Annotated in this window: 24 protein-coding genes; 12 read left to right on the forward strand and 12 right to left on the reverse strand. The window is 72.5% G+C overall.

Annotation, left to right across the window (positions count from 1 at the left end; genetic code table 11):
- Positions 1-128 precede the first annotated feature (128 nt).
- Positions 129-1787 (reverse strand): carbohydrate-binding domain-containing protein, encoded by a 1659-nt coding sequence (locus PCC79_RS14895; RefSeq protein WP_342372285.1) that lies wholly within the window; start codon positions 1785-1787, stop codon positions 129-131.
- A 193-nt stretch (positions 1788-1980) separates the two neighbouring features.
- Here PCC79_RS14895 and PCC79_RS14900 point away from each other — a divergent pair, with 193 nt between their 5' ends.
- Together PCC79_RS14900 and PCC79_RS14905 are read left to right on the forward strand one after the other, a co-directional pair.
- Positions 1981-2952, forward strand: a complete 972-nt coding sequence (locus PCC79_RS14900) for an aldo/keto reductase (RefSeq protein ID WP_342372286.1) — start codon at positions 1981-1983, stop codon at positions 2950-2952.
- A 37-nt stretch (positions 2953-2989) separates the two neighbouring features.
- The gene (locus PCC79_RS14905; RefSeq protein ID WP_342372287.1) at positions 2990-3766 is read left to right on the forward strand and encodes a carboxymuconolactone decarboxylase family protein; all 777 of its coding nucleotides are present in this window, start codon (positions 2990-2992) and stop codon (positions 3764-3766) included.
- A 9-nt stretch (positions 3767-3775) separates the two neighbouring features.
- Here PCC79_RS14905 and PCC79_RS14910 read toward each other — a convergent pair whose 3' ends face one another.
- Positions 3776-4378 (reverse strand): HAD-IA family hydrolase, encoded by a 603-nt coding sequence (locus PCC79_RS14910; protein WP_342372288.1) that lies wholly within the window; start codon positions 4376-4378, stop codon positions 3776-3778.
- Between the two features lie 10 nt (positions 4379-4388).
- Positions 4389-5603 carry a YibE/F family protein gene (locus tag PCC79_RS14915; protein ID WP_342372289.1) on the reverse strand — a complete coding sequence of 405 codons (1215 nt, stop codon included), beginning with the start codon at positions 5601-5603 and terminating at the stop codon, positions 4389-4391.
- Between the two features lie 87 nt (positions 5604-5690).
- Between PCC79_RS14915 and PCC79_RS14920 the strand changes: the two genes are divergently transcribed.
- Positions 5691-5987, forward strand: coding sequence for a hypothetical protein (locus PCC79_RS14920; RefSeq protein ID WP_342372290.1), 297 nt, complete (start codon positions 5691-5693; stop codon positions 5985-5987).
- Positions 5984-6430 carry a DUF2752 domain-containing protein gene (locus PCC79_RS14925; RefSeq protein WP_342372291.1) on the forward strand — a complete coding sequence of 149 codons (447 nt, stop codon included), beginning with the start codon at positions 5984-5986 and terminating at the stop codon, positions 6428-6430. Before PCC79_RS14920 ends, PCC79_RS14925 begins: the two co-directional genes overlap by 4 nt.
- Positions 6431-6440: 10 nt before the next feature.
- Here the strand turns inward: PCC79_RS14925 and PCC79_RS14930 are convergent, their stop codons facing one another.
- Positions 6441-6920, reverse strand: coding sequence for a DUF3817 domain-containing protein (locus PCC79_RS14930; protein WP_232547294.1), 480 nt, complete (start codon positions 6918-6920; stop codon positions 6441-6443).
- A gap of 8 nt (positions 6921-6928) precedes the next feature.
- Positions 6929-8488 carry an ATP-dependent DNA ligase gene (locus PCC79_RS14935; protein ID WP_342372292.1) on the reverse strand — a complete coding sequence of 520 codons (1560 nt, stop codon included), beginning with the start codon at positions 8486-8488 and terminating at the stop codon, positions 6929-6931.
- A 93-nt stretch (positions 8489-8581) separates the two neighbouring features.
- On the opposite strand from PCC79_RS14935, the gene PCC79_RS14940 reads away from it, so the two are divergent.
- On the forward strand, positions 8582-9232 hold the full coding sequence (locus PCC79_RS14940; RefSeq protein WP_342372293.1) for a response regulator transcription factor: 651 nt from the start codon (positions 8582-8584) through the stop codon (positions 9230-9232).
- A gap of 7 nt (positions 9233-9239) precedes the next feature.
- On the opposite strand, the gene PCC79_RS14945 is transcribed toward PCC79_RS14940, so the two are convergent.
- Positions 9240-10607 carry a M23 family metallopeptidase gene (locus PCC79_RS14945; RefSeq protein ID WP_342372294.1) on the reverse strand — a complete coding sequence of 456 codons (1368 nt, stop codon included), beginning with the start codon at positions 10605-10607 and terminating at the stop codon, positions 9240-9242.
- A gap of 172 nt (positions 10608-10779) precedes the next feature.
- Between PCC79_RS14945 and ald the strand changes: the two genes are divergently transcribed.
- Together ald and PCC79_RS14955 are read left to right on the forward strand one after the other, a co-directional pair.
- On the forward strand, positions 10780-11868 hold the full coding sequence (ald, locus tag PCC79_RS14950; protein ID WP_342372295.1) for an alanine dehydrogenase: 1089 nt from the start codon (positions 10780-10782) through the stop codon (positions 11866-11868).
- A 9-nt stretch (positions 11869-11877) separates the two neighbouring features.
- Positions 11878-12876, forward strand: a complete 999-nt coding sequence (locus tag PCC79_RS14955) for a DNA topoisomerase IB (protein WP_342372296.1) — start codon at positions 11878-11880, stop codon at positions 12874-12876.
- An 11-nt stretch (positions 12877-12887) separates the two neighbouring features.
- Here the strand turns inward: PCC79_RS14955 and PCC79_RS14960 are convergent, their stop codons facing one another.
- Genes PCC79_RS14960 through PCC79_RS14970 form a run of 3 tightly spaced genes read right to left on the reverse strand, consistent with a single transcriptional unit; the run spans position 12888 to position 16258 of the window.
- Positions 12888-14387, reverse strand: coding sequence for a xylulokinase (locus tag PCC79_RS14960; protein WP_342372297.1), 1500 nt, complete (start codon positions 14385-14387; stop codon positions 12888-12890).
- 10 nt (positions 14388-14397) lie between these two features.
- Positions 14398-15015, reverse strand: a complete 618-nt coding sequence (locus tag PCC79_RS14965) for a class I SAM-dependent methyltransferase (protein WP_342372298.1) — start codon at positions 15013-15015, stop codon at positions 14398-14400.
- Between the two features lie 55 nt (positions 15016-15070).
- Positions 15071-16258 (reverse strand): zinc-dependent alcohol dehydrogenase, encoded by a 1188-nt coding sequence (locus PCC79_RS14970; protein WP_342372299.1) that lies wholly within the window; start codon positions 16256-16258, stop codon positions 15071-15073.
- A 104-nt stretch (positions 16259-16362) separates the two neighbouring features.
- Between PCC79_RS14970 and PCC79_RS14975 the strand changes: the two genes are divergently transcribed.
- Both PCC79_RS14975 and PCC79_RS14980 read left to right on the forward strand, forming a co-directional pair.
- Positions 16363-17307, forward strand: a complete 945-nt coding sequence (locus PCC79_RS14975; protein WP_342372300.1) for an SDR family NAD(P)-dependent oxidoreductase — start codon at positions 16363-16365, stop codon at positions 17305-17307.
- A gap of 108 nt (positions 17308-17415) precedes the next feature.
- Positions 17416-18942 carry a DUF222 domain-containing protein gene (locus tag PCC79_RS14980; RefSeq protein ID WP_342372301.1) on the forward strand — a complete coding sequence of 509 codons (1527 nt, stop codon included), beginning with the start codon at positions 17416-17418 and terminating at the stop codon, positions 18940-18942.
- On the opposite strand, the gene PCC79_RS14985 is transcribed toward PCC79_RS14980, so the two are convergent.
- Together PCC79_RS14985 and PCC79_RS14990 are read right to left on the reverse strand one after the other, a co-directional pair.
- Entirely contained in the window at positions 18932-19855 is a 924-nt protein-coding gene (locus PCC79_RS14985; protein WP_342372302.1) for a chromosome condensation regulator, read from the reverse strand. The genes PCC79_RS14980 and PCC79_RS14985 overlap by 11 nt on opposite strands.
- Entirely contained in the window at positions 19852-20277 is a 426-nt protein-coding gene (locus tag PCC79_RS14990) for a DUF3224 domain-containing protein (protein WP_342372303.1), read from the reverse strand. Before PCC79_RS14990 ends, PCC79_RS14985 begins: the two co-directional genes overlap by 4 nt.
- Positions 20278-20320: 43 nt before the next feature.
- On the opposite strand from PCC79_RS14990, the gene PCC79_RS14995 reads away from it, so the two are divergent.
- The 3 genes from PCC79_RS14995 to PCC79_RS15005 are packed head-to-tail and all read left to right on the forward strand — an operon-like array spanning position 20321 to position 22822.
- Positions 20321-20722: a ChaB family protein gene (locus PCC79_RS14995; RefSeq protein ID WP_342372304.1), complete on the forward strand. Its 402-nt coding sequence runs from the start codon at positions 20321-20323 to the stop codon at positions 20720-20722.
- 48 nt (positions 20723-20770) lie between these two features.
- Positions 20771-21292 (forward strand): MFS transporter, encoded by a 522-nt coding sequence (locus PCC79_RS15000; protein ID WP_342372305.1) that lies wholly within the window; start codon positions 20771-20773, stop codon positions 21290-21292.
- A gap of 12 nt (positions 21293-21304) precedes the next feature.
- The gene (locus tag PCC79_RS15005; RefSeq protein WP_342372306.1) at positions 21305-22822 is read left to right on the forward strand and encodes an MFS transporter; all 1518 of its coding nucleotides are present in this window, start codon (positions 21305-21307) and stop codon (positions 22820-22822) included.
- Between the two features lie 9 nt (positions 22823-22831).
- On the opposite strand, the gene PCC79_RS15010 is transcribed toward PCC79_RS15005, so the two are convergent.
- On the reverse strand, positions 22832-25438 hold the full coding sequence (locus tag PCC79_RS15010; protein ID WP_342372307.1) for a sucrose phosphorylase: 2607 nt from the start codon (positions 25436-25438) through the stop codon (positions 22832-22834).
- Positions 25439-25518: the final 80 nt, after the last annotated feature.

Genomic DNA, 25518 nt, shown 5'->3' on the forward strand with positions numbered 1-25518 from the left:
ACAACGGCAGGGAGGCGGCCGCAAAGACAGGGGGGCAACCCGGCGGACGCGAACCCGAGCGCTCACGGCAGCGGCCGGACCGGGAACTCAGTGGTTCCCAGGCCGGCCGTCAGGAGCGTCACGCTCGGTCAGGGGCGCGGGCCGCGCATGCCGCCGCCCGTGCCACCGCCCATGGTGCCCCGGCCACCGCCCATGCCCATGCCGTTCATCGCAGCGGCCGTGCCGGTCGCGCTGCCGGAGCCCGAGGTGACCGTGTAGCTCACGCCGTCGGTCAGGCCCACGATGGTCACCGAATCGGCGTCGGTGGGCATCGTGAAGGTCTGGCTGGAGCCGTCCGAGCCGGCAACCGTCACCGTCTCCCCCGCCGTGGCTGACACGGAGACCGCGACACCGACCGTCGTGGCGGAGCCGTTCACGTCCACCGCGCCGTCCGGGCCCTGTGCGGTGCCGTTGACCACGAGCAGCCCGCCCGTGACGTGGGCCGAACCGTTGGAGTCGAGCCCGTCGGAGGCGACGTTGTCGATCGTCACGACGCCGCCGGTCTGGGTGTAGACGCTGCCGTCGTCGGATTCGGAGTCGGCGTTCTCGTAGCCCCTGACGACCACGTCGCCGTTGGACGCGTTCACCCCGTCGTCGCCGGTGGTGAAGTTCAGCGTGCCGCCATTGACGTTCAGCGCGACGGCCTGCATGCCCTCGTCCGCGGCGTCCACCACGACCGTGCCGGCGTCGACCGTCACCGAGACCCCGGCGTTGATGCCCTTCGGGGACTCCTCGGCGTTCTCCCCGACGGCGTTGGCCGCCCCACCGCCGGCGACGACGGTCAGCTCGGTGCCGTCGATCGTCACGTCGGTGGTGGCGCTGATGCCGTCATCGCCAGTCGTCAGGCTCACGGACGCCGCCCCCAGCGCCACGAAGCCCTGGGCCTCGTCGGTGTCCTCGCTCGACTTGAGGCCGTCGCCACCGGCGTCCACCGTGAGCGTGCCCGACTCGACGGCCACGTAGTTCTTGCCCCGGACACCATCGTCCACCGCGGTCACGGTGATCGTGGTGTCGCCCGTGATGACGATGCCGTTCCTGCTGGAGATGCCGTCGTTGGCGTTGCCGGTCACCTCCAGCGCGCCGGTGCCGGTGATCGTGATGTCGTCGGAGGAGTACAGGGTGGCTGTCGGCGCCTCGTCGGACGTGTCGGCGTAGGTCGCACCGTCGGCCAGGCTGTTGGTCGAGCCGTCGGCCAGGACGACGATCATCTCGCCGGCGTCCACCACGTTCACGGCCGCCCCGTCGGCGTTGGTCAGGTCGACGCCGTCGAGCACGAGGCGCACCTCCGCACCGTTCGCGTCGACGACCACTTCGCCGTCGCTCAGCGTCCCCGACAACACGTATGTGCCCCCCGCGGTGATCGTGACGGTGGAGCCGTCGACGGTCACGCCGGAGGCGTCCGTGCCCTCCACGGTCGTGCCGGCGTCGGACAGCGTCACCGTGGTGGCGGACGCCGCGTCCCACGTGCCGGCGTCGTCCGCAGCGGTCGACACATCGGCGACCGCGTCGTTGGCGGCCAGGATCTCGGCCACCCCGGCCCCGGTCGAGGCGTCCATCACCGCGGTCGAGATGGTCGTCCACGCCGTGGAGCTGGCGGTGTCGTCGCTGCTCGACGTGCTCGTCTGGGTCGTGGTGGTGGTCGTGCTGCTCGTCGCGGTGGTGACCTCCGACGACATCGTGCACCCGGCCAGCAGCACCGCGGACGCGGCGGCCGCTGCGAGTGCTCGGCGGAAGGGAAGGCGTGACATGGGAATCTCCTCGGTCGTGGTGCCAGCCGGTCGACTGGTGCGTTGACACCATGCTGGGCCGCCCACCCGTGAGGATCCGTCAGAGAACTTGTGAGCTTCCTGTGAGCCCTCGGGCGGCGCCTGGGGGGGTTCTGCCGATACCCCTTTCGCTGGTGCCTTCCCCCCGGCGCGGGCGAGGCGGTGGAATGGGGGCATGGAGTACACACGGTTGGGCCGGTCCGGGTTGCGGGTGAGCCGCGTCGCGCTGGGGTGCATGAGCTACGGCGATCCCTCGCGCGGGTTCTCGGCATGGTCGCTCAGCGAGGAGGAGAGCCAGCCGTTCTTCGCCCAGGCCGTCGAGCTCGGCATCACCTTGTGGGACACGGCGAACGTGTACACCCACGGCAGCTCCGAGGAGATCGTCGGACGCGCGATCCGCACCTTCAGCCGCCGGGAGGAGGTCGTGCTTGCCACCAAGCTGTACTTCCCGATGCACGACGGCCCGGGCGGCAAGGGCCTGTCACGCAAGGCGGTGTTCGAGCAGGTGGACGCCTCGCTGCGCCGCCTTGACACCGACCTCATCGACCTCTACCAGATTCACCGCTTCGACCGGGCGACGCCGGTCGAGGAGACGATGGAGGCCCTGCACGACGTCGTCCGCGCCGGCAAGGTGCGCTACCTGGGGGCGTCCGCGATGCACGCCTGGCAATTCAGCAAGATGCAGTACACCGCCGAGCTGCACGGCTGGACGAAGTTCATCTCGATGCAGGACGAGTACAACCTCATCCAGCGCGAGGAGGAGCGCGAGATGTTCGGCCTGCTGGCCGACCAGGGCGTCGGGGCGATCCCGTTCAGCCCGCTCGCGAAGGGCCGGGTCGCCCGGCCGTGGGGCCAGCAGTCGGCCCGCTCGCGGAACGACCCCGCCGGCCAGCGCTGCGACAACGACGTGGACGCCCCCATCGTGGACGCCGTCGAGCGCATCGCCGCCGCCCGCGGCGTCCCGATGGCCCAGGTCGCCCTCGCCTGGGTGCTGCGCAACCCGGTCGTGAGCGCGCCCCTGGTGGGGGCGTCCAAGCCGCGCCACCTCACCGACGCCGCCGACGCCCTGTTGATCGACCTCACCGACGACGAGGTCGACGCGCTCGAGGAGCACTACACCCCGCGCGTCCCGCAGTCCTACCGCTGAATCACCCTGACCGACCACCCGACCAAGGAGCACGACCATGGCACCCACCAACAGGGCACTCACCGACGCCGCCCGTGAACGACACGACCGGCTGTTTCCCGAGGGGGGATCCGGCCTGGCCCGGACCGACCCGGAGTTCGTCGAGATGTTCGACAACTTCGCGTTCGACCGGATCGCCGGGCACGGCTCCCTGCCCGAGGAGCTGCGCCTGAAACTGATCCTGGCCGCGCTCATCGCCGTCGGCGCGGAGGCGGAGTACCGCGTCATGCTCGGTGCGGCGCTGAACGGCGGCGTCACCCCGGTCGAGGCGAAGGAGATCGTCTACCAGGCCGCCGCCTACGTGGGCCAGGGCCGGGTGTATGCCTTCCTCCACGCCACCAACGACGTCCTCACCGCGCGCGGCGTCGAGCTGCCCCTGCCGCCGCAGGCCACCGTCGCGCAGGAGGACCGGTGGCAGGCCGGCTGGGATCTCCAGGTGCAGATCTTCGGCGACGCCATCCAGGCCGGCTACGACGCCGCCGCGCCCGACGAACGTCACCTGCGCGACCGCCTGGCGGACAACTGCTTCGGCGACTACCAGACCCGCTCCGGCCTCGACACCCCCACCCGCGAGCTGCTCACGTTCTGCTACCTGGTGGCGCTCGGCGGCGCCGATCCGCAGGCGCGCAGCCACGCGCAGGGCAACGCGAACGTCGGCAACGACCGCGGCGTGCTCCTCGACGCGCTGACCACGCTGCTCCCCTGGATCGGCTACCCGCGCACGCTCAACGGGCTCGCCGCGGTCAACGCGGCCCTGCCGCCGGAAGGAAACTGACGAGACCCCTCAGGCGTCCAGCAACCCGTGTCGCACCAGGATCGCCCGGACGCCGGCCGCGCCGGCCTCCCGGTCGTGGAACTCCGCGACCAGGCCAACCGAGCGGGCGGCGTCCACGTTGGGCCGGAGGTCGTCGATGAACAGCGTCGAACCCGGGTCGAGCTGCAGTTCGTCGATGATGTGGGTGAAGAACCGCGGGTCGGGCTTGGCGAACCCGATCTGCCAGCTGTGGAACTGCCGGACGATGTCGGGATAGAGCTCGGGCCGGTCGGTCATGGACCGGCCGCGGACCGGCTGCTGATTGGTGCCCAGGTACACGTCGACCCCCCGGCCGCGCACCTCGGCGATCATGGCGAGCACCTCGGGGTCGGGCGTGATGTCCAACCATGGCTCGAACAGGTCCTGGGTGGTGGCCTCGATGCCGCGTTCGTCGAGAAACTCCCGCAGGTCGGCCTCGAAGTCGCGTTGCCCGGTCAGCGAGAGGGCCTCCACGCGGGAGACCTCCGGCATGGTCGCCCTGCCGTCGAGGAGGACGTTCATCCGCTCCAGGAAGGTCCGGTTGTACTGGGTGACGCCGTCGGCGTCCAACAGCAGCGTCGTGATGCTCGTCACGCTCCCCACGCTACCGAGCGCGGGCCGGCTGCACCGCGTCCTGCGCACCCCGCACGGTGAGAGCGGCGACGGCCGTGGTCAGCGGCACGCTGAGCACCAGGCCGATGCCGCTGCCGAGCGTGCGGATGATCTCCTCGGCGAACTGCTCGGTCGACAACAACAGGTGCAGCGGCTGGTCGTACAGGCTCAGCACGAGCAGCAGCGACAGGGCGGCACCGGCGTAGGCGAAGACGATCGTGTAGATGGTCGAGGCGATGTGGTCACGCCCGATGCGCATGCCGGACGCGAACAGCTCGCGCCGCACCAGGTGCGGGCCGGCGGCGCGAATCTCCCACACGGCGGACGCCTGCGTGATCGTCACGTCGTTGAGGACGCGCAGGCCGGCGATCACCAGCGAGCAGGTGAGGATGTCGGGGAAGTCGAGGTCGCCCAACAGGTTCGCCAGCGTGATCGTCTCGTCGGTGGAGATGCCGGAGAGGCGGGCCGCCCACACCCCGGCCGCCCCGAGCGCCGTCGTCGCGACGAGGCTGAGCAGCGTGCCGACGAACGCCGACGACGTCCGCATCGAGACGCCGTGCGCCACGTAGAGCACGACGAACATGATCGCCGTGGAGCCGACCAGCGCCACGGGCACGGCCGCCTCCCCCGCCGCCAGCGCCGGGATGACGAACGCGAACAGCACCCACCCGGAGATGACGAGGCCGACGAGCCCGCGCAGGCCCTTCCACCCGGCCACCGCCAGCACGGCGACGACGAAGAGGGCGCCGAAGACCACGATGACGCCCATCCGGTCGACGGTGATGAGGGAGTAGGTGGGCTCCCCCGCGGCCCCGGGCACCGCCGCGACCTGCAGCCGATCCCCCACCGTGATGCCGCTGCGCGCCGACACGCCGATCAGCTCGACGGGGACGGAGGCGCCGGCGTCCGCGCCCTCGAGCACCTCGACCGTGGCGACCTCGCAGGCATGCTGGACGCCGGCGTCCGGCGCGCTGTCGGCGCACGGAGCCAGCGCGGTGACGCGCCCGGGCACCACCTCGATACCCTCGGCCGCCAGCGTCGACCCGCCGGGCAGCGTGGCACGCTCGGTCGGCCACAGCCACACCAGCCCGACGAGGGTGACGACCGCCACCAGGCAGAGGGCGACGACGGTCACCCGCCGCGCGGTCTGGGAGACCCGGACGTCGGCGTCCAGGGCGGCGTGGTCGTGATTGTGTCCGGGACCCATGGCACACAGGGTGCCAGACGTGCAAAGATGCGCGCGCCGGATGTCAACACCGACACCAACCCGACCGGTTCACCGAGGAGACACACCATGACGTACCAGCCGCCGTCTCCCCCGCCCGGAGGCTCCCCCTACCCCTCGATGGGCGGGGAACACCCCCAGGCCCAGAAGCTGCTGATCTGGAGCATCGTCGGCCTGATCTGCTGCGCCCCGATCAACATCTGGGTGCTGATCACCGCCAACGGTATCGAGAAGTCCCCCGGTGGCTTCGACACGAGCAAGGTGAAGACGGCGCGCATCATCGCGATCGTCTCCCTGGTGCTGTGGGCCGCGGGCATCATCATCAACTGGACGACCGGCGCGTTCACCGCCCTCATCCCGCAGTGACACCAAGGCGGCGCCGCGCCGCCGGTGAGACGGGCCGGTGGACGCGCCTGCGCGACCCCCTGCTCGCGGCCGGCGGCGTGGCGGCGTTGTGCGTGGCCACGGCCGTCCACGACCCGAACGTGCCGGGCAGCTGGCTCACCTGCCCCTACCTGCTCACGACAGGTTTCTACTGCCCGGGCTGTGGCACCCTGCGGGCCCTGCACGCCCTGACCGGCGGCGACGTCGCCGCGGCATGGGCGTTCAACCCGTTGCTCGTCGCGTCGCTGCCCGTGTTCGCGTTCGTGTGGGTGACGGCCGTGCGCCGCGCCTGGCTGGGGGTGCCCCGGCGGTGGACGCCCGGCCCGCGGCTGCTGGCCGTGCTGCCCGTGGTCGTCGTGGCCTACTGGGTGCTCCGCAACGTGCCCGGCCTGGAATTCCTCGGCCCGCCCCGTCCGCTCACCTGAACCGGCCCTGTCAGCGGAACCACTGCGTCGGCGGCCCGGCCGCCAGCAGGAGGGCGAACACCACGCTGACGACGACGAGCGCCAGGGCCGCGGCGAGGAGGGGCCGCCGCAGGGCCGCGGCCACCGTTCCCTCGGCCGCACCGGCCGGCTGCTCGCTGCGCAACCGCCAGGTGGCGGCGAGCAGGCCCCGCCGATCCGCCGACCGCTCGAACGGAAGCGTGGCATAGGGAACCACGGCCGAGAGCAGACCCACGACGAGGTCGCGCAGGGGCCAGCGCTGGTCGACGGCGACGAGCACGGTCACGAGGCAGTAGGAGAGGAAGACGAACCCGTGCAGGCTGCCGCCGATGCGCACCCCGAGGTCGCCCAACTCCCCCAGCCGGAGCAGGTACTTGCCGGCCATGCCCGCCAGCAGCAGCGTCCAGGTGACCATCTCGGCGAGCGCGAGCAGGCCGTACAGCGTGCGGGGCGAGCGGAACAGCGAAGTCATGGTGCCTTTCAGTCGGGCGCGGGGGCGGGGGCCAACAGGGTGCGCAGGTCGTCGATGGTATCCGCCTGGTCCGCCGCCTTGTCCTCGCGGTAGCCCTTCACCCGGGCGAACCGCAGCGCCACGCCCCCGGGGTAGCGCTGCGAGCGCTGGACGCCGTCGAACGCGATCTCCACCACCAGCTCGGGCCGCACGAACACCGCGGCCCCGTCCCGCCGCTCCTCCAGCGCGAGCAGCCGCTCGGTCTGCCAGGCCAACAGCGCGTCGGTGAGCCCCTTGAACGTCTTGCCGACCATCACGAATTCACCCGGCGGGCCGAAGTGGCCCGCGGCGTCCCGCGCCCCGAGGTGCAGGTTCGACAGCCAGCCGCGGCGGCGTCCCGAGCCCCACTCGCACCCGAGCACGACGAGGTCGACGGTGCGCACCGGCTTGACCTTCACCCACGCCTTGCCGCGCCGCCCGGCCGCGTAGGCCGACGTGATCCCCTTGACCATGACGCCCTCGTGCCCCGCGGCGAGCGCGGCCGCGGCGAACTGCTCGGCCTCCTGGGGGTCGTCGGTGACGATCCCGGGCACCACGAGGTCGCCGGCCACCTCGGCCAGCACCTGGCGCCGCTCGGCCAGCGGCTCGTCGATCAGGTCGCGACCGTCGGCGTGCAGCACGTCGAAGAACCAGGGCCGCAGCACGGCGTCCGACCCGCCGGAGCCGAAGCGCGCCATCGTGTCCTGGAACGGACGCGGCGCCCCGTCCTCACCGAGCAGCAGGGTCTCCCCGTCGAGGATCACGCGCTGCACGGGCAGGGCACGGACGGCCGCCACCACCTCCGGCAGCCGGTCGGTGACGTCGGCGAGGCTGCGGGTGACCACGAGGACGTCGTCGCCGTCGCGGTGCACCTGGATGCGGGCGCCGTCCAGCTTGTGTTCCACCGACGCCGGCCCGGTGACCGCCAGCGCCTCGGCGACGGACGCCGCGCTGGAGGCGAGCATGGGCAGCACCGGGACGCCCACGCCCAGGCGCACCGCGGCCAGCCCAGCCGGGTCGGTGCGGGCGAGCTGGGCCGTCGCGCCCAGGTCCCCCGTCAGCATCGCCGCCCGCCGCACCTCGGCGACGGGTCGCCCGGACGCCCGCGCCACGGCGTCCACCAGCAGGCCGTCGAGCGCCCCGGTGCGCAGCTCACCGACGAGCACCCGGGTGAGGAAGTCCTGCTCGGCCTGCGTCGCGCGCGCCCAGAGCGCGTCGAGGACGCCGTGGCGGGCGACCGAGGAGCCGGTGCCGGCCGGCACGGCGGCCAGTGCTCCGAAGGCGTCATCGACATCGGCCACGGTCAGGGGTGCCGCGGGGGCGCCGGGGTCCGGCTCCACCCCTGACCGGCGCGCGGCCACCGTGCGCCACCCCACCCCCAACCGGCCCTGGCGCGGCTGGGCGCGCAGCAGCCCGATCAGCGGCACCAGGTCGCCCGGGAGCGCAGCGGCCAGCAACCCTGCGAGCGCGGTGGTCTTGGCCGTCCGCGAACCCGTCGCGCTCACCTCGGCCAGGGTGGCGACCACGCGCGCCAACGGCAGGGAATCCATGCGCGGACGCTACGCCCCGCGTGGGCGAACCATCAAGCCACGCCCAGGACGGCCAATGCGCGGTGCGGCCCGGGGAAGCCGTACGCTTGCAGTATGTTGCAGCCCCGCGTGCCCGTCCGAGTGGCCGTGATCAACGACTACGAGATCGTGGTGCGCGGTGTTGCCGCCATGTTGGAGGACACCGAGCGCGTCCACGTCATCGAACTCGACGCCGACCTGCCCACCGCCCAACCCGTCGACATCGCGCTCTACGACACCTTCTCGGCCCGCCAGGCCGGCGCGGACGACGTCGACGAGGTGCTGGGCAACCCGCTGGTCGACAAGGTGGTGATCTTCACCTGGAACCTGCAGCCCGAGCTGGTCGCCAAGGCCCAGGCCCAGGGCGTCCACGGGTACGTCTCGAAGGGGGCGGCGCGCCACGAACTGATCGACGCCCTGCTGCGGGTCCACGCCGGGGAGTGTGTGTTCCCCAACAACCACGAGGTCATCGAGGACGCCAACCTGCCCCACCCCGGCCACGAGGCCGGCCTCACGATGCGCGAGGCCGAGGTGATCGGGCTCATCACCCAGGGCCTGTCCAACGCCGAGATCGCCGAGCGGGCCTTCCTCAGCATCAACTCGGTGAAGTCCTACATCCGCTCCGCCTACCGCAAGATGGGCGTCCAGCGGCGCTCGCAGGCGGTGATCTGGGGCATGGCGCACGGGTTCACGACGCGGCCGCGCCGCTGGGTCCGCCAGCCCTGAGCGCGGCTCAGGGAATGTAGGTCAGCGGGTCGACGGGCGACCCGTTGGCGTAGACCTGCAGGTGCAGGTGGCAGCCGGTCGACAACCCGGTGGTGCCGACGTACCCGATGAGCTGGCCCATCTCGACGCGCTGCCCGGCCCGCACGGCCATCGACGACTGGTGCGCGTAACCGGTCATGATCGACGTGCCGCCGATGACCCCATGGTCGATGACGGTGTAGTTGCCGAAGCCACCCTGGACGCGGGCCTGGACGACGGTGCCCGACTGGGCGGCGTACAGCGGGGTGCCACAGGCGGCGCCGAAGTCCGTGCCGTTGTGCATCCGCCAGTACTTCAGGATCGGGTGGAACCGCCGCCCGAACGCGGAGCCGGGCTGGGCCTTCACCGGCCGGATGAATCCCTGCGGGCTCAGGATCATCTGGGCGCCGTCGGCGGCCAGCGGGTAGGTCGACGGATCGGTGGACACCACCCCCATCGCGACGAGCTTCGCGATGTCCTCCCGCGGGGCGCCGTGGGCGAGCTGATCGGCCACCCGGGCGGCGATGGCCGCCTCGACGGCGGCCCCCTCGGCCTGCAGCTCGGCGTAGTTCTCGTTGTCGGTGTCGAGCAGCCGCTGGGCCTCGGCGCGGTAGGCCTCGTTGGCAGCCACGAGGGTCTCCACGTCGGCCGCCTGCCGGGTGGCGTCCGCCTCGAGCGCGGCGATGCGGTCGACGGCCTCGGCCGCGGCCCGCTTCTGCGCGGCGACCTCCGCCTCAAGTGCGGCCTGCGCCGCCTCGGCGTCGGCCAGCCGCTGCTCGAGCGTCTCGAGCTCGGCGAGGCGGGCGGCGGTGGCGTCGAAGATCGTGGTGTTCCACTGGACGCGCTGCTGCAGGTCGGCCGGCGAGGCCGAGCCGAGCACGACCGGGATGCCGGTGAGGTCGGAGCGGTTCTGGTAGGCCTCGCGGGCCGCCTTGGCGATCAGCTCCTTCTGGGCGGCGACGTCCGCACGGGCCGCGGCGGTGGCCCGCTGGGCCTCGCGGAGCCGCTGCTGCTCGCGCGCCAGGCTCTGGGCGAGTTCGGCGTCCGCCGCCCGGGCGGCCGCCAGCTCGGCGCGTGTGCGCTCCAGCCCGGCCCGCGCCTCGGTGAGCTGAACCCGGGACGCCTCCAGCGCGGCCTCGGCGTCCGCCACGCCGGCGGAGTGGGCGTCGATCGAGCCCTGGGTCGCGACGATCCGCGCCTGGAGGTCGGCGTGGCGGGTCATGAGGTCGTCCTCGGCGGCCGCGACGGCGGGGAGCCCCACGCCCAGCGCGAGGCTGACGGTGGTGGCGAGGAGTGCTCGTCGAGCGCGCCGGAACCACGAGGTGCTGGCGGCGGTGGAGCAGGTGGAGGAAGGCACCTGTCGCACGGTGTGGGTCCCCTGTCGATCGGTGGGTGTCGCGATGAGCCTAGGCGTGGTGACCGCCGGCGGGGGGGCCCGCCGGCCGAGTGTCGCGCATTCGCGTCCGAGCCTCCTGACAAACGCCCCACCGCATGAGAGCGTGGCACCACACCGGCGTCGAGGAGGAGCCATGAGGATCGCCGTCCCCACCGAGGTCAAGTCCCAGGAGTACCGCGTCGCGATCACCCCCGTCGGGGTGCACGAGCTCGTCCGCCACGGCCACGAGGTGTTCGTGCAGGCCGGGGCCGGGGAGGGCTCGGCCATCACCGACCGGGCCTACACCGATGCCGGTGCGACCCTGCGGCCGGACGCCGCCGCCACGTGGGAGGCCGGGGAGCTGGTGCTCAAGGTGAAGGAACCGGTGGCCGCCGAGTACGGCTTCCTGCGCGACGACCTGGCGCTGTTCACCTACCTGCACCTCGCGGCCGACCGGCCGCTGACGCAGCGGCTGCTCGAGGCCGGCACCACGGGCATCGCCTACGAGACCGTGCGGCTGCCCTCCGGGCTGCTCCCGCTGCTGTACCCGATGAGCGAGGTGGCGGGCTGCCTCGCGCCCCAGGTCGGCGCCCACGCGATGATGAAGGCCCAGGGCGGACGCGGCGTCCTGATGGGGTGCGTCGGGGGCGTCCCGAACGCGAAGGTGGTGGTGCTCGGGGGTGGCGTCGCCGGGCAGAACGCCGCCAACGTCGCGCTCGGCATGGGCGCCGACGTGACGATCCTCGACACCGACCTGGACAAGCTGCGGCAGACGTTCTGGCGCTACGACAACCGCGTGAAGCAGATCGTGTCGACCGCGATGAGTGTGCACGACCAGGTGCTCGCGGCCGACCTCGTGGTCGGCACCGTGCTGATCCCGGGCGCGCGGGCCCCGAAGTTGGTGACCAACGCGATGGTGGCCCAGATGAAGCCCGGCTCGGTGCTCGTCGACGTCGCGATCGACCAGGGTGGCTGCTTCGAGGACTCCCACCCCACGACGCACGCCGACCCCACGTTCACCGTGCACGAGTCGATGTTCTACTGCGTGGCCAACATGCCCGGCGCGGTGCCGAACACCTCCACCTGGGCGCTCACCAACGCCACGCTGCCCTACGCGCTGCGCCTCGCCGAGCTGGGGTGGGCCGAGGCGTTGGCCGCCGATCCGGCCCTGGCGCTGGGGTTGAACACTCGCGCCGGGGAGATCACCCATCCGGGCGTCGCGGCGGCGTACGCGGAGGGCTAGCATCCTCGCATGCCACGCCTGCGCCGCGTCAGCCCCCGCCAGCCGGGCTGGACCCGGCGCAAGCGCGGCTCGGGCTTCAGCTACACCGACACCGACGGCGCCGCGCTCCCCGCCGAGGACGTGGCGCGCATCAAGACCCTCGTGATCCCGCCCGCCTGGACCGACGTGTGGATCTGCCCGCACCCCACCGGGCACCTGCAGGCCGTCGGCACGGACGCTGCCGGGCGCCGGCAGTACCTCTACCACCCCGACTGGCGGGTGCGCCGCGACCGGTCGAAGTTCACGCGCGTGACCTCGGCGGCGGCCCTGCTGCCCCAAGCCCGCAAGCGCATCAGCAAGGATCTGGCCCTCGACGGCATGCCCCTGGAGCGGGCCGCGGCCACGGCCGTCCGGCTGCTCGACGTCGGGTACTTCCGCATCGGCAACGACGCCTACACCGACGCCAACGGCTCCTTCGGGCTGACGACGCTGGAGCGCCAGCACGTCCGCCGCCGCGAGCAGGCGCTGGTGTTCTCGTTCATCGGCAAGTCCGGCATCAGCCACGCGATCACGGTCGAGGACGCCCCCGCGGTCGCCGCGCTCGACGCCATGCGCACCCGCCGCGACGACAGCCACCGGTTGCTCGCCTACCGGGTGAACCGGGCGTGGCACGACCTGGGCAGCGCGGAGGTCAACGCGTACCTGGCCGAGCTGTTCGGCGGCACGCTGACCGCGAAGGACTTCCGCACGTGGCACGCCGGCGTCATCGCCGCCGAGGTGCTGGCGCTGTCGGAGGAACCGGGCGCGACGAAGGCGTCCCGGACGCGGGCCGTCCGGCAGGCGACGCTGGAGGTCGCCGGCTACCTCGGCAACACACCCACCGTGGCCCGCTCCTCCTACATCGACCCGCGGATCATCGACGCCTACGAGTCCGGCACCACCATCGGCGAGGCGGCCCGGCGACGCTACCGGACGCCGCAGGCGCGCCAGGCCGGCCTGGAGAAGGCCGTCCTGGGCATGCTGGGCTGACTCGGGACGACTCAGAGGGCGTCCAGGCGGCCGAACACGTCACGCAGGCGGTCGTAGAGCTCGCCCTGCACGGCACCGATCTCGGCGTAGCGCGCCACGAGCGCCGGGTCGGGCTCGGTGACCTCGCCGAGGCGCCCCATGGCGCGGGCGCAGGACGCGACGTCGGCGTCCGTCGCGGCCGCCATCGCCATCGCCGCGGCGCCCAGCGCCGACACCTCGGCCTCCGTGCACGCCACCAGCGGCACGCCCACGCAGTTGGCCATGATCGTGCGCCACAGCTCGGAGCGCTGGCCGCCGCCCATGATGCGGATCGAGCTGAGGGGGGTGCCGGTGGCCTCGGCGAGGGCGCGCAGGTTGCGCCCCGTCTCCAGGCAGATGCCCTCCAGCACCGAGCGGTACATCGCGGCGCGGCCGTGGTTCCCGGCGAAGCCGACCATCGCGCCCCGGGCCCGCGGATCCCAGTGCGGCGACTGCACGGCGTTCCAGTACGGCAGCGTGAGCAGGCCGTCGGCGCCGGCCGGTAGGGCGGACGCGGCCGCCTCGAGGGCGGGGTCGGGGGCGCCGTGCAGGGCGGGGTCGCCGAGCTCGGTGCGGAACCAGCCGGCCAGGTACGCGCCGGAGTTCTGCACGACCTCCAGGACGTACTGGCCGGGCAGTCCGGCCGCGTCGGTGCGATAGACCGCGCCGTGCCGGTAGGCCTCGGCGTGGACGCCGGCCACCACCGCGGTGCCCAGGTTCAGGTAGCCCTCGTCGGGACGCGTCGCCGCGGCCCCCAGCCCGGCGGCCTGCCCGTCGCCGCAGCCGGCCACCATCGGGATCGGGCCGGGCAGGCCCCAGCGGCGGGCGACGTCGGGTTTCACCGGGGCCATCACCGCGGCGGCGTCGACCAGGCCGGGCAGTTGGTCGGGGCGGACGCCGGCGGCGTCCAGCAGCTCGGGCGCCCAGTCGAGCGCCGCCATGTCGAAGAGCCCGAGGCTGTCGGCGGTGGCCCGGGAGTCGAGCCACTCTCCGGTGAACGCGTGGGTGAGGTAGGCGTGGACGCCGGCCACCCGCTCGGCCGCGGCGAGGGCGTCCGACTCGTGCTCGGCCAGCCAGGCCAACTTGTACAGCGAGGGCGTGACGTCGGGCACCATGCCGGAGAGCTGGTGGACGCGGTCGGTGCCCAGGCGGGCGACCTGGTCGGCGGCGCGGCCGTCCAGCCACAGGATCGCCGGACGCCGGGGCGTCCCGTCGGCGTCGCAGAGCACGAACGTCTGCCGCTGCGGGGTCACGCACAGGGCGGCGACGCGGTGGCGGTCTGCGTCGTCCAGCGCTGCGACGGCCTCGCCGATGGCGGTGTCGGCGGCGGTGACCCAGTCGGCGGCGTCCTGCTCGTAGTGGTCCTTGCGCGGGTTGGCCATGCCAAACTCGGCGCGGCCACGGGCGACGACGGTTCCGTCGGCCTCCACGACGAGGGCCTTCGTGCCGGTGGTGGAGGAATCCACGGCGAGCACGAGGGGGGAATCAGACATCAGCGTCCTTTCAACAGGGTTTGAGGGCTCGGAGCCGTTCGACGGTGCCCGCGTGGAGCCGGTCCGTCTCGGCGAGGGTGAGGCCGAGTCCGGCGAGCAGGGGCAGGGGGCGGCGCGTCCAGTACTCGCCCTGCAGTGGGCCGGTGACGAGGTCGGCCAGGCGCTGCAGCGCACGGAGGCCGGCGTGGGTGGATCCGACGTGGTCCGCCAGCAGCAGCGAGCCGCCCGGCCGCAGCACCCGCACCATCTCGGCCAAGGCGCGCCGCTCATCGGCCATCCCGCACAGCGCCCAGGTGCACACCACGGTGTCGAAGCTCGCGGGCCCGAACGGCAGCGCGTGGGCGTCGCCGGTCAGCAGGCGCGGGGTCAGGCCGAGCCCGGCGGCCCGGGTGGCGGCGGCGTCCAGCATGGCCGGGCTGCTGTCCACCCCCGTCAGGCGGACAGCCTCGGGGTACAGGGGCAGGTTCAGGCCCGTGCCGATCGCGACCTCGAGCACGTCGCCGTCGGCACGGGCGCAGACCCACCGGCGGCTGTCGGCGAAGAACCGGCGCTCCACGGGGGCGATGCGCTGGTCGTACGTCGCGGCCTGGCGGTCCCAGAACCGGCGGGAGCGTTCGGCGGTGGGCACGGGTTCAGTCAAACACCTCCCCCGCGCCACCTCAAGGTCATCCGGCGCGCGGGGGTCAGGGGGTGAGGACCACCTTGATGCAGTCATCCTCCTTGCGCTGGAAGGTGCGGTACATCGCGGGCGCCTCCTCCAGGCCGACGCGGTGGGTGGCCAGCGACTCGACGCCCAGCACGTCGTCGTCGGACGCGACGAGGGCGAGGAGGTCGTCGGTCCACCGCTTCACATGGCACTGCCCCATGCGGATGGTGAGCCCCTTGTCGAACATGTCGCCCAGCGGCATGGGGTCGGCCGCGCCGCCGTACACGCCGCTGACCGAGACGGTGCCGCCGCGCCGCACGGCGTCGAAGGCCGAGTGGAGGGCGTCCAGCCGGTCGATGCCGACGCTGTCGACGGCCTTGCGCGCCAGCGGCTTGGGCAGGCGGGACGCCGCACCGATGATCTTCTCGGCGACCGGGTTGCCGTGCGCCTCCATGCCCACGGCGTCGAGCGCCCCGTCAACGCCCCGGCCACCGGTGAGGCCGCGGATGGCGTCGCCGAGGTTGTCGACGGTGGTGAGGTCGATGATCTCCGCGCCGCGGGCCTCGGCGGCGGCGAGGCGCTCGGGCACGAGGTCGGCGCAGAAGACCCGGCCCACTCCGCGGTGGATCGCCGAGGACACTGCCAGCAGACCCACCGGGCCGGCACCGAGGACGAGCAGGGTGCCGCCGGCGGGGACGTCGGCGAACTCGACGCCCTGCCAGGCGGTGGGCAGGATGTCGGAGAGGTAGAGGTAGCGCTCGTCGGGCCCCTCGGCGGGCAGCTTGACGGGCCCGAAGTCGGCGAACGGGACGCGCACGTACTCGGCCTGGCCGCCCGGCACCGCGCCGTACATGCTGGTGTACCCGAACAGGCTCGCGCCGCGGTTCTGGTCGCGGTTCTGGGTGGTCTCGCACTGGGCGAAGTAGCCGTGCGTGCACATCCAGCATGTACCGCACGAGATGTTGAACGGCACGACCACCCGGTCACCCACCGCGAGCGAGCCGGCGGCGTCCGAGCCGACCTCCTCGACGACACCCATGAACTCGTGACCCAGGATGTCGCCGGGCTTCAGGTAGGGGGCCAGCACCTTGTAGAGGTGGAGGTCGGAGCCGCAGATGGCGGTGGACGTGACGCGGACGATCGCGTCGGTGGGCTGCTCGATCGTCGGGTCCGGGACGGTCTCGACGCTGACGTCCTCGATCCCCTGCCATGTGAGTGCACGCATGAACCGAACCTACGGCGTGGCCGCCGCCCGGCCCACACCCCGCGGGGTGAGCTTCCACCCCTCGGGGTGGAACGGTGCGGCGGTGCGGGCCGTACCGTGGCGCTGTGACCTCGCAACCCATCGCCCTGGTGGTCGGGGCGTCGCGCGGCCTCGGGCTGCTCATCGCCCGCGAACTGCTCGACCGTGACCACCAGGTGTTCATCGCCGCCCGGGACGCCGAGGAGCTGGCGTCCGCCCAACAGCTGCTGGCCTCCCACGGATCGGTGGCCACGCGCGTCTGCGACGTGCGGGACGCGGACGCCGTCGCCGCCCTCGTGGCGGGCATCGAGGCCGAGGCCGGGCCGGTCGAGGTGGCCATCACCGTCGCCGGCATCATCCAGGTGGGGCCGGCCGAGGCGATGACGCTCGACCACTTCGCCCACGCGATCGACACCATGCTGTGGGGGCCGATCCACGTGGCCACCGCCGTGTTGCCCTCGATGCGGAGCCGGCGCAGCGGCCGGATCGGCACCGTGACGTCCGTGGGCGGCATGGTCTCCCCGCCGCACCTGCTGCCGTACGCGACCGCCAAGTTCGGCGCGGTCGGCTTCAGCGACGGCCTGGCCGCCGAGCTGACCGGCACCGGCGTCACCGCGACGACGATCGTGCCCGGCCTGATGCGCACGGGCTCCCACGAGCGCGCACTCTTCTCGGGGGACGCGGCCGCGGAATACGCGTGGTTCGCACCGTCCGCCTCGCTGCCCGGCCTGTCCATGGGCGCCGAGCGCGCGGCCCGCCGGATCGTGTCGGCCGTGCTCGCCGGCCGCCCCATGGTGATCTTGACCCCGCTGGCCCAGATCGGCGTCCGCGTGCGCGGCCTCGTGCCGGGCCTGACCACCCGCGCGATGGGCATCGCGTCGCTGTTGCTGCCCCGCGGCAGCTCGTCGGAGACCGTGGAGGGCCATGTCGCCGCGCGGCGCCTGAACTCGCCCGTCGTGGCCGCGCTCACCGTGCTCGGCTCCCGGGCCGCGCGTCGGTTCAACACCCGCGCAGGTCTGCGCCGGCGCTGATCCTGGCCGGGCCGGGCCGGGCCGGGCCGGGCCGGGCCGCGAAAGTGTGTCCACTTTTCGTCTCCGCCCTCCCTTCCTCCCACCGCATCCGCATGGTAGTATTCGTACATGAGATCGAATCTGGTGAGCAGGGAGGCCGCGGACAACTTGGCCGCGCTCGACCACGCGCACCAGGCCCAGCGCTCGGCTCGCGTGGCCGAGCTGATCTGCCTCGCTCGGGCCTGCGATCTCCACGCCGTGGACGCGACCGTGATCGTCGACGGCGCCGAGCGGCTGGTTTCTCTCGGCGGTGACGGGACGCCGCTGGTCGGTGAGTTCCTGGCGGCCGAGGTCGGTGCCCTGCTCGGCATCAGCCCGGCGTCGGCGAAGCGGCGGCTCGGGCGGGCCCTCAACCTGCGCCACCGTCACCCGCGGCTGTGGGAGCTGACGATGCAGGATCTGGTGGATCCGCGCGACGCCCTGGTGATCGTGGACGCCTGTGTCGACGCGGGCCTCAGCGGCGCCGCGTGCGCGTTCGTCGACCGCCAGTGCGCGATCGCAGCGGCGCTGCAGCCGCTCGGGCGCCTCCTGTCCCAGCTGCCCGGTTGGATCCTTGCCGCCGATCCGGCCCTCGCGCGCGAGCGCGCTGAGCAGACCGCCCGGTGGCGCGGTGTGACCGTCGACCCCATCGTCGACGGGGCGACCGGCCTCCACGGCCGCCTCGACGCCCGCGACGGCATCGCGCTGGATGATGCCCTCACCCAGCTGGCCGGCCAACTCCCCACGGCGATCGACGCCGGCATCCGGCGGGCCGCCTCGCTCGGCATGCTCGCCCGCCATGCCCTGGGGCAGGAGCCGCTTCCTCCCGTGGACGAGAGCGCCCTCCTGACGGTCGCCCCGGCAACCCCCGAGGGCACCCTGTTCAGCGTGGACGCCGCGGGTCAGGCCCGCACCGTGCCCCCAGCCGAGAGCCCGACCACCGGCAGCCCCGCTGCTGCGGACGCCTGCGGGTGCGGGCGGGCGGCGTTCGCCCGCCTGCTCGGGGGCACCCAGCCGCGGCCGCGCGCGTTGGTCGTGCACCTGGACGCCGCCGCGCTGGTCGACCCGGCGTCCGGTGTGGCGACGGTCGAGGGGTGGGGGGTGGTGCTCGCCGAGCAACTGGGCGGGCTGCTGTCCGGCAGCGCCGTGACGGTGCGCCCGGTGCTCGACCCGAACACCATCGGCGCCTCGGACGCCTACGAAGTGCCCGAGCGGATGCGCCGGTGGGTCGAGGTGCGCAACCCGGTGGACGTGTTCCCGTGGGGGACGCGGCGCGCCCGGTCCTGCCAGCAGGACCACACCATCCCCTTCGTCGCCGGCCTCCCCGCCGGCCACGGGCAGACCCGGCCCGACAATCTCGGCCCGCTGTCGTCGTTCACGCACCGGGCCCGCACGCACGGTGGCTGGCGCCTCGCGCAGCCCGTCGAGGGCGTCTTCTGCTGGGAGTCGCCGGCGGGTTACCAGTACCTGGTCACCGCGGACGGCTCCACGCGGGTCCGACGCCCACCGCCCCCCGAACACGCCTGGTGGCACGCCGAGCCGCCCGCGTGGCAGACCGAGCCCGACCCACCCGAGTGGCACGACCCACGCGAGGACACCCTGGCCCTCACGGCCTGATCACGCGCCCCTCACCCGCTCGCTGCAGCGCCCCGTCGTGGGCGCCCAGCTCCCATGCTTTGGTGTCGCACTGACCGTGGTTGTTGCTGCCCGCGGCGAGGACGGTTCCGTCGGCCCGTAAACCCAAGCTGTGCTCGGCCCCCGCAGCGACGGCGACCACGTCGTGCCACGAACCGACCTCGCACTGGCCGCGACGGTTGTCACCGGCGGCCCAGACCCGGCCCCGGGCGTCCACCCCCACAATGTGGTGGCTGCCCGCCGCAACGTCGACCAGGTCGCGCCAGCCGGCCGCTTCGGTCAAGCCTGCGCCCGGGTCGCCGGCGGCCAACACCCGTCCTGCTGCGGTGACGGCGACCGTGTGCAGCCACCCGGCCGCGACCCGACGGACACCGCGCCACCCACCGACCTCGCATTGGCCTCGGCGATTGACCCCCATGGCCACGACCGTGCCGTCCGCGCGCAGCCCGACGGAGTGCCAGTCCCCCGCCGCGACGCTCGTGATCTCCCGCCACGTGCCCACGTCGCACGCGCCCTCCCGAGTCCGCCCCGCCGCCAGCACCGCGCCCTCATGCCACGCCCCACCCGCACCCACCACCGCGAGCGTGCGTCGCCAGCCGGCGGCCACGGCGACCACGCCGGTCCAACCGGCGACGTCACACTGCCCGTCGCCGTTCCAGCCGGTGGCGAGCACCGTCCCGTCCCGACGCAGGCCCACCGTGTGCGACCGACCCGTGTTGGCGGCCGCGTGGACGTTGCCCGCCGCGACGGCCACCACGTCGCGCCAATCACCGACGGCGCACTCCGGCGCCCGTGCAACGCCGGCAAGGTCGGCCATCCCGGCCGCGACCAGCGTGCCGTCGGCCAGCAGGCCGACACTGTGACGGCGTCCGGCGGCGATGCGCGCTGCGGTCACACCGCCGGGATTCCGGCGCTGCCCCCGATGGGGAAGGCGTAGTCGAACTGCACCTGGTGGACGTCCTCGGCCACCAGGATCTCGATCGACCCCGACAGGCCGGCCAGCTCGCCGGTGCCCGAACCGGGCACCACCGTGTAGGTCAACGTCGACGCGCCGTCGGTCATCGTGCCCAGCTGCTGCAGCACGAAGGTCCCCAGGCGACCCTCGACCTCGCCGGTCACGGCCTCGAGGGCGACGTAACCCGCCTCGCCCAGCGCCGGGTCACCCGCTGACAGCATCACGCCGCGCCCGGTACCCGTCAGGGCGCCCTCCCACGTCTTGGTGAACGCGAAGCGGGCCGTGCCGTCGAGCAGCGGGTCGTCCGGCGCGAGGTCGATCACGAAGGAAGCATTGCCGGCGGAGAGCGGAACATCAGTCATGGCACCTCACGCTAGCGTGGGTCCCGACCCGTGAGGAGGCCTGATGCCCAAGACCAACCGCGACGGCAGCGCCAAGAAGTCCGAGCTGCCCTCCACCCTGGAGCGGTCCGGGGAGAAGGCGCAGCGCACCTACGCCCACACCTACGACTCGGCGATGGAGTCCTACGACGGCGACGAGGAGCGCGCCCAGCGCACCGCGTTCGCGTCGTTGAAACACACCCACGAGAAGGTCGGGGACCACTGGGAGTCCAAGGACGAGCCGGGCCCGTCCGACAGCGGCGCGACCACCGCCGGCGGCGTGGACGCCAACGCCACGAAGGAGCATGTCCTCGACCTCGCCAAGCGGCTGGACGTCAGGGGCCGCTCCACCATGACGAAGGCCGAGCTCGTCGAGGCCCTGCAGAAGGCCAACGACAAGGCGACGCGGGAGGCCCGCGGCAACTGACGGCCGGGGGCCGCGTCGGCACCCCGCCCGGGAGTAGCCTGACCCGACGTGTCCCAAGCCCCTCCTCCGGCGGAGTTCGATTTCGCCCGCGTCCGCTGGATCTACTTCGGCCTGATGATCGGCATGTTCACGTCGTCTATCAGCCAGACGATCATCGGGCCCGCCATCCCGCGCATCGTTGCCGACCTCGGTGGTCTGCCGTACTACGCCTGGCTCTCCACGATCGTCATGCTCGTGAGCGCCATCATCACCCCGATCAGCGGCAAGCTCGCCGACATGTTCGGACGCCGGCGGTTCTACATCCTCGGCCTGCTGGTGTTCATGGGCGGTTCGGTGCTCTCGGGGCTGGCGATGAACTTCTGGTTCCTGGTGTTCAGCCGTGCGGTGCAGGGCGTGGGCATGGGCGTCCTGATGCCCCTGTCGCAGACCATCCTCGGCGACATCATCCCGCCCCGGCAGCGCGGGAAGTACCAGGGCTACATGGGCGCCATGATGGGCGCCGCCCAGGTCGCCGGCCCGCTGATCGGCGGTGCGATCACGGACGCCTCGTCGTGGCGGTGGCTCTTCTAAGTCAACCTGCCGGTGGGCCTGCTGGCGCTCGTCATGATCATCCGGTTCATGCACGTGCCGGAGCTGTCGATCCCCCGCACCGTCGACCACGCGGGCATCACGACGATGACCCTCGGCGTCACCTCCGCCCTGCTCGGCATCACGCTGGGCGGCACGCTGGGCTGGGCGAGCCCCCTCGTCCTGGGCCTGCTCGCGGCGGGCATCGCCCTGCTGGCCGGGTTCGTGCTCATCGAGCGCCGCGCGGCGGAGCCGATCGTGCCGATGCACCTGTTCGGCAACTCCATCTTCACGTGGTCGGTCGTGGCGTCGTTCTTCCTCAACATGGTGCTGATCGTGCTGCTCATCTACACCCCGGTGTACGCCCAGGGCGTGCTCGGGGTGTCGGCCACGGCGTCCGGTCTCATCCTCATGCCGATGAACCTGGCGGTCTTCGGCCTCGGCGTCGTCATCGGCATCCTCACCAGCCGCACCGGCCGCTACAAGGTGTTCGCGGTGGCCGGCACGTCGGTTGTGGTGGTCGCCAGCGGGCTGCTGCTGTTGCTGGACGCCGGCTCCAGCCAACTCGAGCTCACGGCCATCACCACGGTCTTCGGCGTCGGTATCGGCATGTCGTTCCAGATCTACACGCTCGCGGTCCAGAACGCGGTGCAGCGCCGCGACCTCGGCCCCGCGACGGCGTCCCTGCAGTTCTTCCGCAACATCGGCAACACGCTGGCCACCGCGATCGCGGGCACGATGATGACCCAGCAGCTCCTCGCCGGCCTCGGCACCCACATGACGCCCGAGGCGCAGGCCAACCTGCCGGCCGGCGGCATCGACCCGAACGCCGTGCTCAACCCCAGCCAGCTCGCCGGCCTGCACCCGGCCGTCGTCGACGTGCTGCACCGCTCGCTGGCGGACGCCATGCACAGCGTGTACCTGTTGCTGCCCGGGCTGGCCGCGGTGGCGCTGGTGGCGACCCTGCTGGTCCGGTCGATTCCGCTGCGCGACTCCTTCTCCTCACCCGAGCGCACGGGCCGGGAGATGCTCGACTCGACCGCCCTGTCGGCCACCGACCGGGAGATGACGCTGCTCACCCCCCGCGAGTTCCACGAGCGCAGCAAGGAGCGGCTGCTGGCCGCCCACCTGTTCCTGCTCGCCGAGCAGGTCGGGCGCGGCGAGAACGACCTCCTCCGGGCCGCGGTCACCGATTTCGGCGACGGCGACCTGGAGCGCGGCCTGCAGCTGATGCGCTCCACCAGCGTCATGCTCGAATCGGAGGATCCGTCGGTGATCGACGCCCACGAGGGCTACGCGGTCGAGCTCTCCGAGCGCGGCAAGCGCCGCGCCATGCTGTCGGACGCCCTCACGGCCCGCCTGCACGACGTCGCCTCCCGGGTGGCCGAACAGCCGACCGGGCCGCCCACCAAGCCGCACCTGGCCTCGGCCCAGGGCATCGACTCCGCAGCGCTGAGCCGCGCGGTCGACATGCTCAACGTGGCCCTGATCGCCGATCTCGCGAACCGTCGCTGGCCGGACGCAGACGACTGACCGGTCGTCTCAAGCCTGCGTGTGGCTGAACGTCTCGGCGCCGTCGGCGTCCGTGGCGCGGACGGTGAACGCGCAGGTGGTCAGGTCGGCGTCCAACACCGCCGTGTGGCCCGCCCGGGTCCAGGTGATCGAGAGCTTGTCGGGGTCGGTGTCGGCCACCGAGCAGGTCGCGTCGAAGCCGAACGCCGGGCTGGTGTTGCGGAACCGCAACAGGGCGAGCTGGTCGCGCACGACCGGCTTGCCGAGGCCGTCCACGATGTCGGCGTAGGAGAGGTTGGTCCGGTTGATCTCCTTGTGGGCGTCCTGGCCGAGTGCCTCGACCGCCGCGGTGTCGTTCTCACCGGCGAACAGGTCGAGGTACCAGACCTGCGGCTTGCCGGGCATGAACAGCTGGATGGCGCGGGCCAACACCATGCGGGCGTCGTCGGCGCCGAGGGCTGAGTAATAGGTCGCGTTGACCTGGTAGTAGATGTTCTTGGCGCCGTGCAGATCCTTGACGCGGCCGCCGCGGCCTTTGACCGTCTCGATGACCGCCTCGATCCGCTCGTCGCTCAACAGCCCCTTGAGATCGAGCAGCGGGATGCCGTCATGGCAGCCGAGCATGTTCACCGTGACGATGCCCCGGTCGGTCATCTCGCCGATCCAGCGGCGCAGCACGGTGGTGTCGCGCCGGTCGAAGGCGTCGATCAACAGGCCGGGCAGGAAGAAGTCATAGGTCATGAACCCCTTCTCGGCGAGGGTCTCGTGGATGCGCTCCTCGTAGCGGGAGTGGATTTCGGGCAGCAGCGAAACCCCGTGACGGTCGGCGAGCCCCTTCACGCGGTCCAGCAGCTCCCAGGTGCCCGGGTCGTTGAGGAAGTTCTTCTCCCCCGGCTCCTTGGGGGCGTAGGCGAAGGCGTCCAACCGCACGATCGTCGCGCCGTACCCGGCCAGGCGGGCGAGGGTGTCGGCGTAGAAGTCCCACACCTTCTCCGAGCGGATGTTCAGGTCCATCTGCCCGAGATAGCGGCGTCGGGACTCGTAGGCGGCCACGATCGCGGTCTGCGCGTCGGCGAGACCGGTGAAATCTGCGGACGCCGGCCGCCCACCCGCGTCGAGGGCCGCGTTGACGCGGGCCGCGGCCAACAGGGCCGCCCCGTACTGCAGGCCGGCGGCGGCCATGAGGTCCTGGGCGTCGAGACGCGGGTAGGAGACGTGCTGGTAGAACGTGTTCCAGTAGGGCTTTTCCGTGCCGTCAGGCAGCCGGACCATCAGGATCGGCAGCCCCGGCTTGCGGAAGAACATGTTCTTGATGAGCTCGGGATCGGGCTGGATGTAGCCCTCCTCGGTCATCGTGCCGTGGCCGGCCCAGAACTTGTTCCAGTCGATGAAGAAATCGGCGTACGCGGACGCCTCGCCGTGGGCCAGGATGTCCTGGAACTGCGGCGACAACACCGAGGCGTGGTTGAGGATGAAGTCGAACTTCAGGTCGATGCCGAGCTCCGACAGCGCGGCGAGGTCCGCCGGGGTGGCGTACACGTCGCTCAGGTCGTAGCTGATCACCGAGAAGCCCCGGTCGAGGTCGGTGTTGAACACGCTCGGCAACAGGTAGGCCGAGCTGAACACGCCGTTGAGGGCCGGCGCGCGGAGGAAGTCGACCAGATCGGCCAGCGTGCCGCCGAGGCTGTCGGGGTAGGCGTTCAGCATGGGGCCGGCGTCCGGGCCGGCGTGGCCCATGCGGCGCAGGTAGGCGGCGTGGTCGATGAGCTCGCCCGACTTGGCGAGGATGATCCGGGCGCGGGAGGACTGCGCGTGCAGCTTGGCCTGCTCCAGCGCGAGCACCAGCGAGGTGAACGGGCTGTCGACCGCCCCGTCCCGGGCGCGCGAGCGGCGGTGGGCGAGCGTCTCCTCCGGGGTGCTGTTGAGCAGGATCGGGATGTCCACGCCCTCGACGAGCTCGTTGTTGCCGTGCGTCCACTCCACGACGAGCACGCGGACGTCGGAGACGTCGACCAGGTCGTACCAGAGGTCGCCCTCTTCGCGGCCCATGCGCTTGAGCGTCAGCACCGGCTCGCCGGCCTTGAACGCGGCGAGGATGCCGTTGATCTCGTCGAAGTCGATCTCGCGCTTGCTGCCGAGGTACGCCGCGAGCGTGCGGCGTCCGGCGTCGAGGTAGGCCGCGAGCCACGGGTGCTCGGCCACCTGGCCGGCGTCGGCGTCCAGATCGGCCGCCTGCAGGTCCGCCAGCTCCTGGCGCACCTGCGGGTCGTACTGCCCGGACTTCACGAGCCCCTGCACGGCGCCGTTGCGGAACTGGCGCAGCCGCTCGGCGTCGTTGGCCGCCGGGACGCGGCGCGGGTAGTTGTCGCCGGAGAGGATGTAGGCGCCGACGCCGTTGTGGTTGAGGTAGTGCGCCAGCAGCGAGCCGGTCTCGGACTTGCCGACGCCCGACCCGCCGTGGACGGCCACGACCGCCTTGCCACCGTCGGCGAGCAGCGGGGTCAGCTGGTCCCACAACACCGGGAAGATCGCCTGCGCCCCGCGCACGTGCCCCTCGGTGATGTGCACCTTGTCGCCCGGCATGTCCCCCACGGGAACGGTCGAGACGTCGTCGATGACGGGCAGGGTGGGCTTCACGCGTCCTCCTCGTGGGTGCTGGGCGCTCCAAGGCTAACGGGCAACGCGCTCGCACGGGGCAGCTCAGCCTAGGCTGGAGC

Source organism: Propioniciclava soli (assembly GCF_038502305.1).
GTDB classification, from domain to species: Bacteria; Actinomycetota; Actinomycetes; order Propionibacteriales; family Propionibacteriaceae; genus Propioniciclava; species Propioniciclava soli.

What these genes read in the sequence shown, in the direction of transcription:
- PCC79_RS14900 (WP_342372286.1), top strand. Translation starts at nt 1,981, where the DNA reads ATGGAGTACACACGGTTGGGCCGGTCCGGGTTGCGGGTGAGCCGCGTC.
- PCC79_RS14970 (WP_342372299.1), bottom strand. Translation starts at nt 16,258, where the DNA reads ATGCGTGCACTCACATGGCAGGGGATCGAGGACGTCAGCGTCGAGACC.
- PCC79_RS14920 (WP_342372290.1), top strand. Translation starts at nt 5,691, where the DNA reads ATGACGTACCAGCCGCCGTCTCCCCCGCCCGGAGGCTCCCCCTACCCC.
- PCC79_RS14955 (WP_342372296.1), top strand. Translation starts at nt 11,878, where the DNA reads ATGCCACGCCTGCGCCGCGTCAGCCCCCGCCAGCCGGGCTGGACCCGG.
- PCC79_RS14960 (WP_342372297.1), bottom strand. Translation starts at nt 14,387, where the DNA reads ATGTCTGATTCCCCCCTCGTGCTCGCCGTGGATTCCTCCACCACCGGC.
- PCC79_RS14905 (WP_342372287.1), top strand. Translation starts at nt 2,990, where the DNA reads ATGGCACCCACCAACAGGGCACTCACCGACGCCGCCCGTGAACGACAC.
- PCC79_RS14940 (WP_342372293.1), top strand. Translation starts at nt 8,582, where the DNA reads ATGTTGCAGCCCCGCGTGCCCGTCCGAGTGGCCGTGATCAACGACTAC.
- PCC79_RS14995 (WP_342372304.1), top strand. Translation starts at nt 20,321, where the DNA reads ATGCCCAAGACCAACCGCGACGGCAGCGCCAAGAAGTCCGAGCTGCCC.
- PCC79_RS14935 (WP_342372292.1), bottom strand. Translation starts at nt 8,488, where the DNA reads ATGGATTCCCTGCCGTTGGCGCGCGTGGTCGCCACCCTGGCCGAGGTG.
- ald (WP_342372295.1), top strand. Translation starts at nt 10,780, where the DNA reads ATGAGGATCGCCGTCCCCACCGAGGTCAAGTCCCAGGAGTACCGCGTC.
- PCC79_RS14990 (WP_342372303.1), bottom strand. Translation starts at nt 20,277, where the DNA reads ATGACTGATGTTCCGCTCTCCGCCGGCAATGCTTCCTTCGTGATCGAC.
- PCC79_RS14895 (WP_342372285.1), bottom strand. Translation starts at nt 1,787, where the DNA reads ATGTCACGCCTTCCCTTCCGCCGAGCACTCGCAGCGGCCGCCGCGTCC.
- PCC79_RS14980 (WP_342372301.1), top strand. Translation starts at nt 17,416, where the DNA reads ATGAGATCGAATCTGGTGAGCAGGGAGGCCGCGGACAACTTGGCCGCG.
- PCC79_RS14915 (WP_342372289.1), bottom strand. Translation starts at nt 5,603, where the DNA reads ATGGGTCCCGGACACAATCACGACCACGCCGCCCTGGACGCCGACGTC.
- PCC79_RS14930 (WP_232547294.1), bottom strand. Translation starts at nt 6,920, where the DNA reads ATGACTTCGCTGTTCCGCTCGCCCCGCACGCTGTACGGCCTGCTCGCG.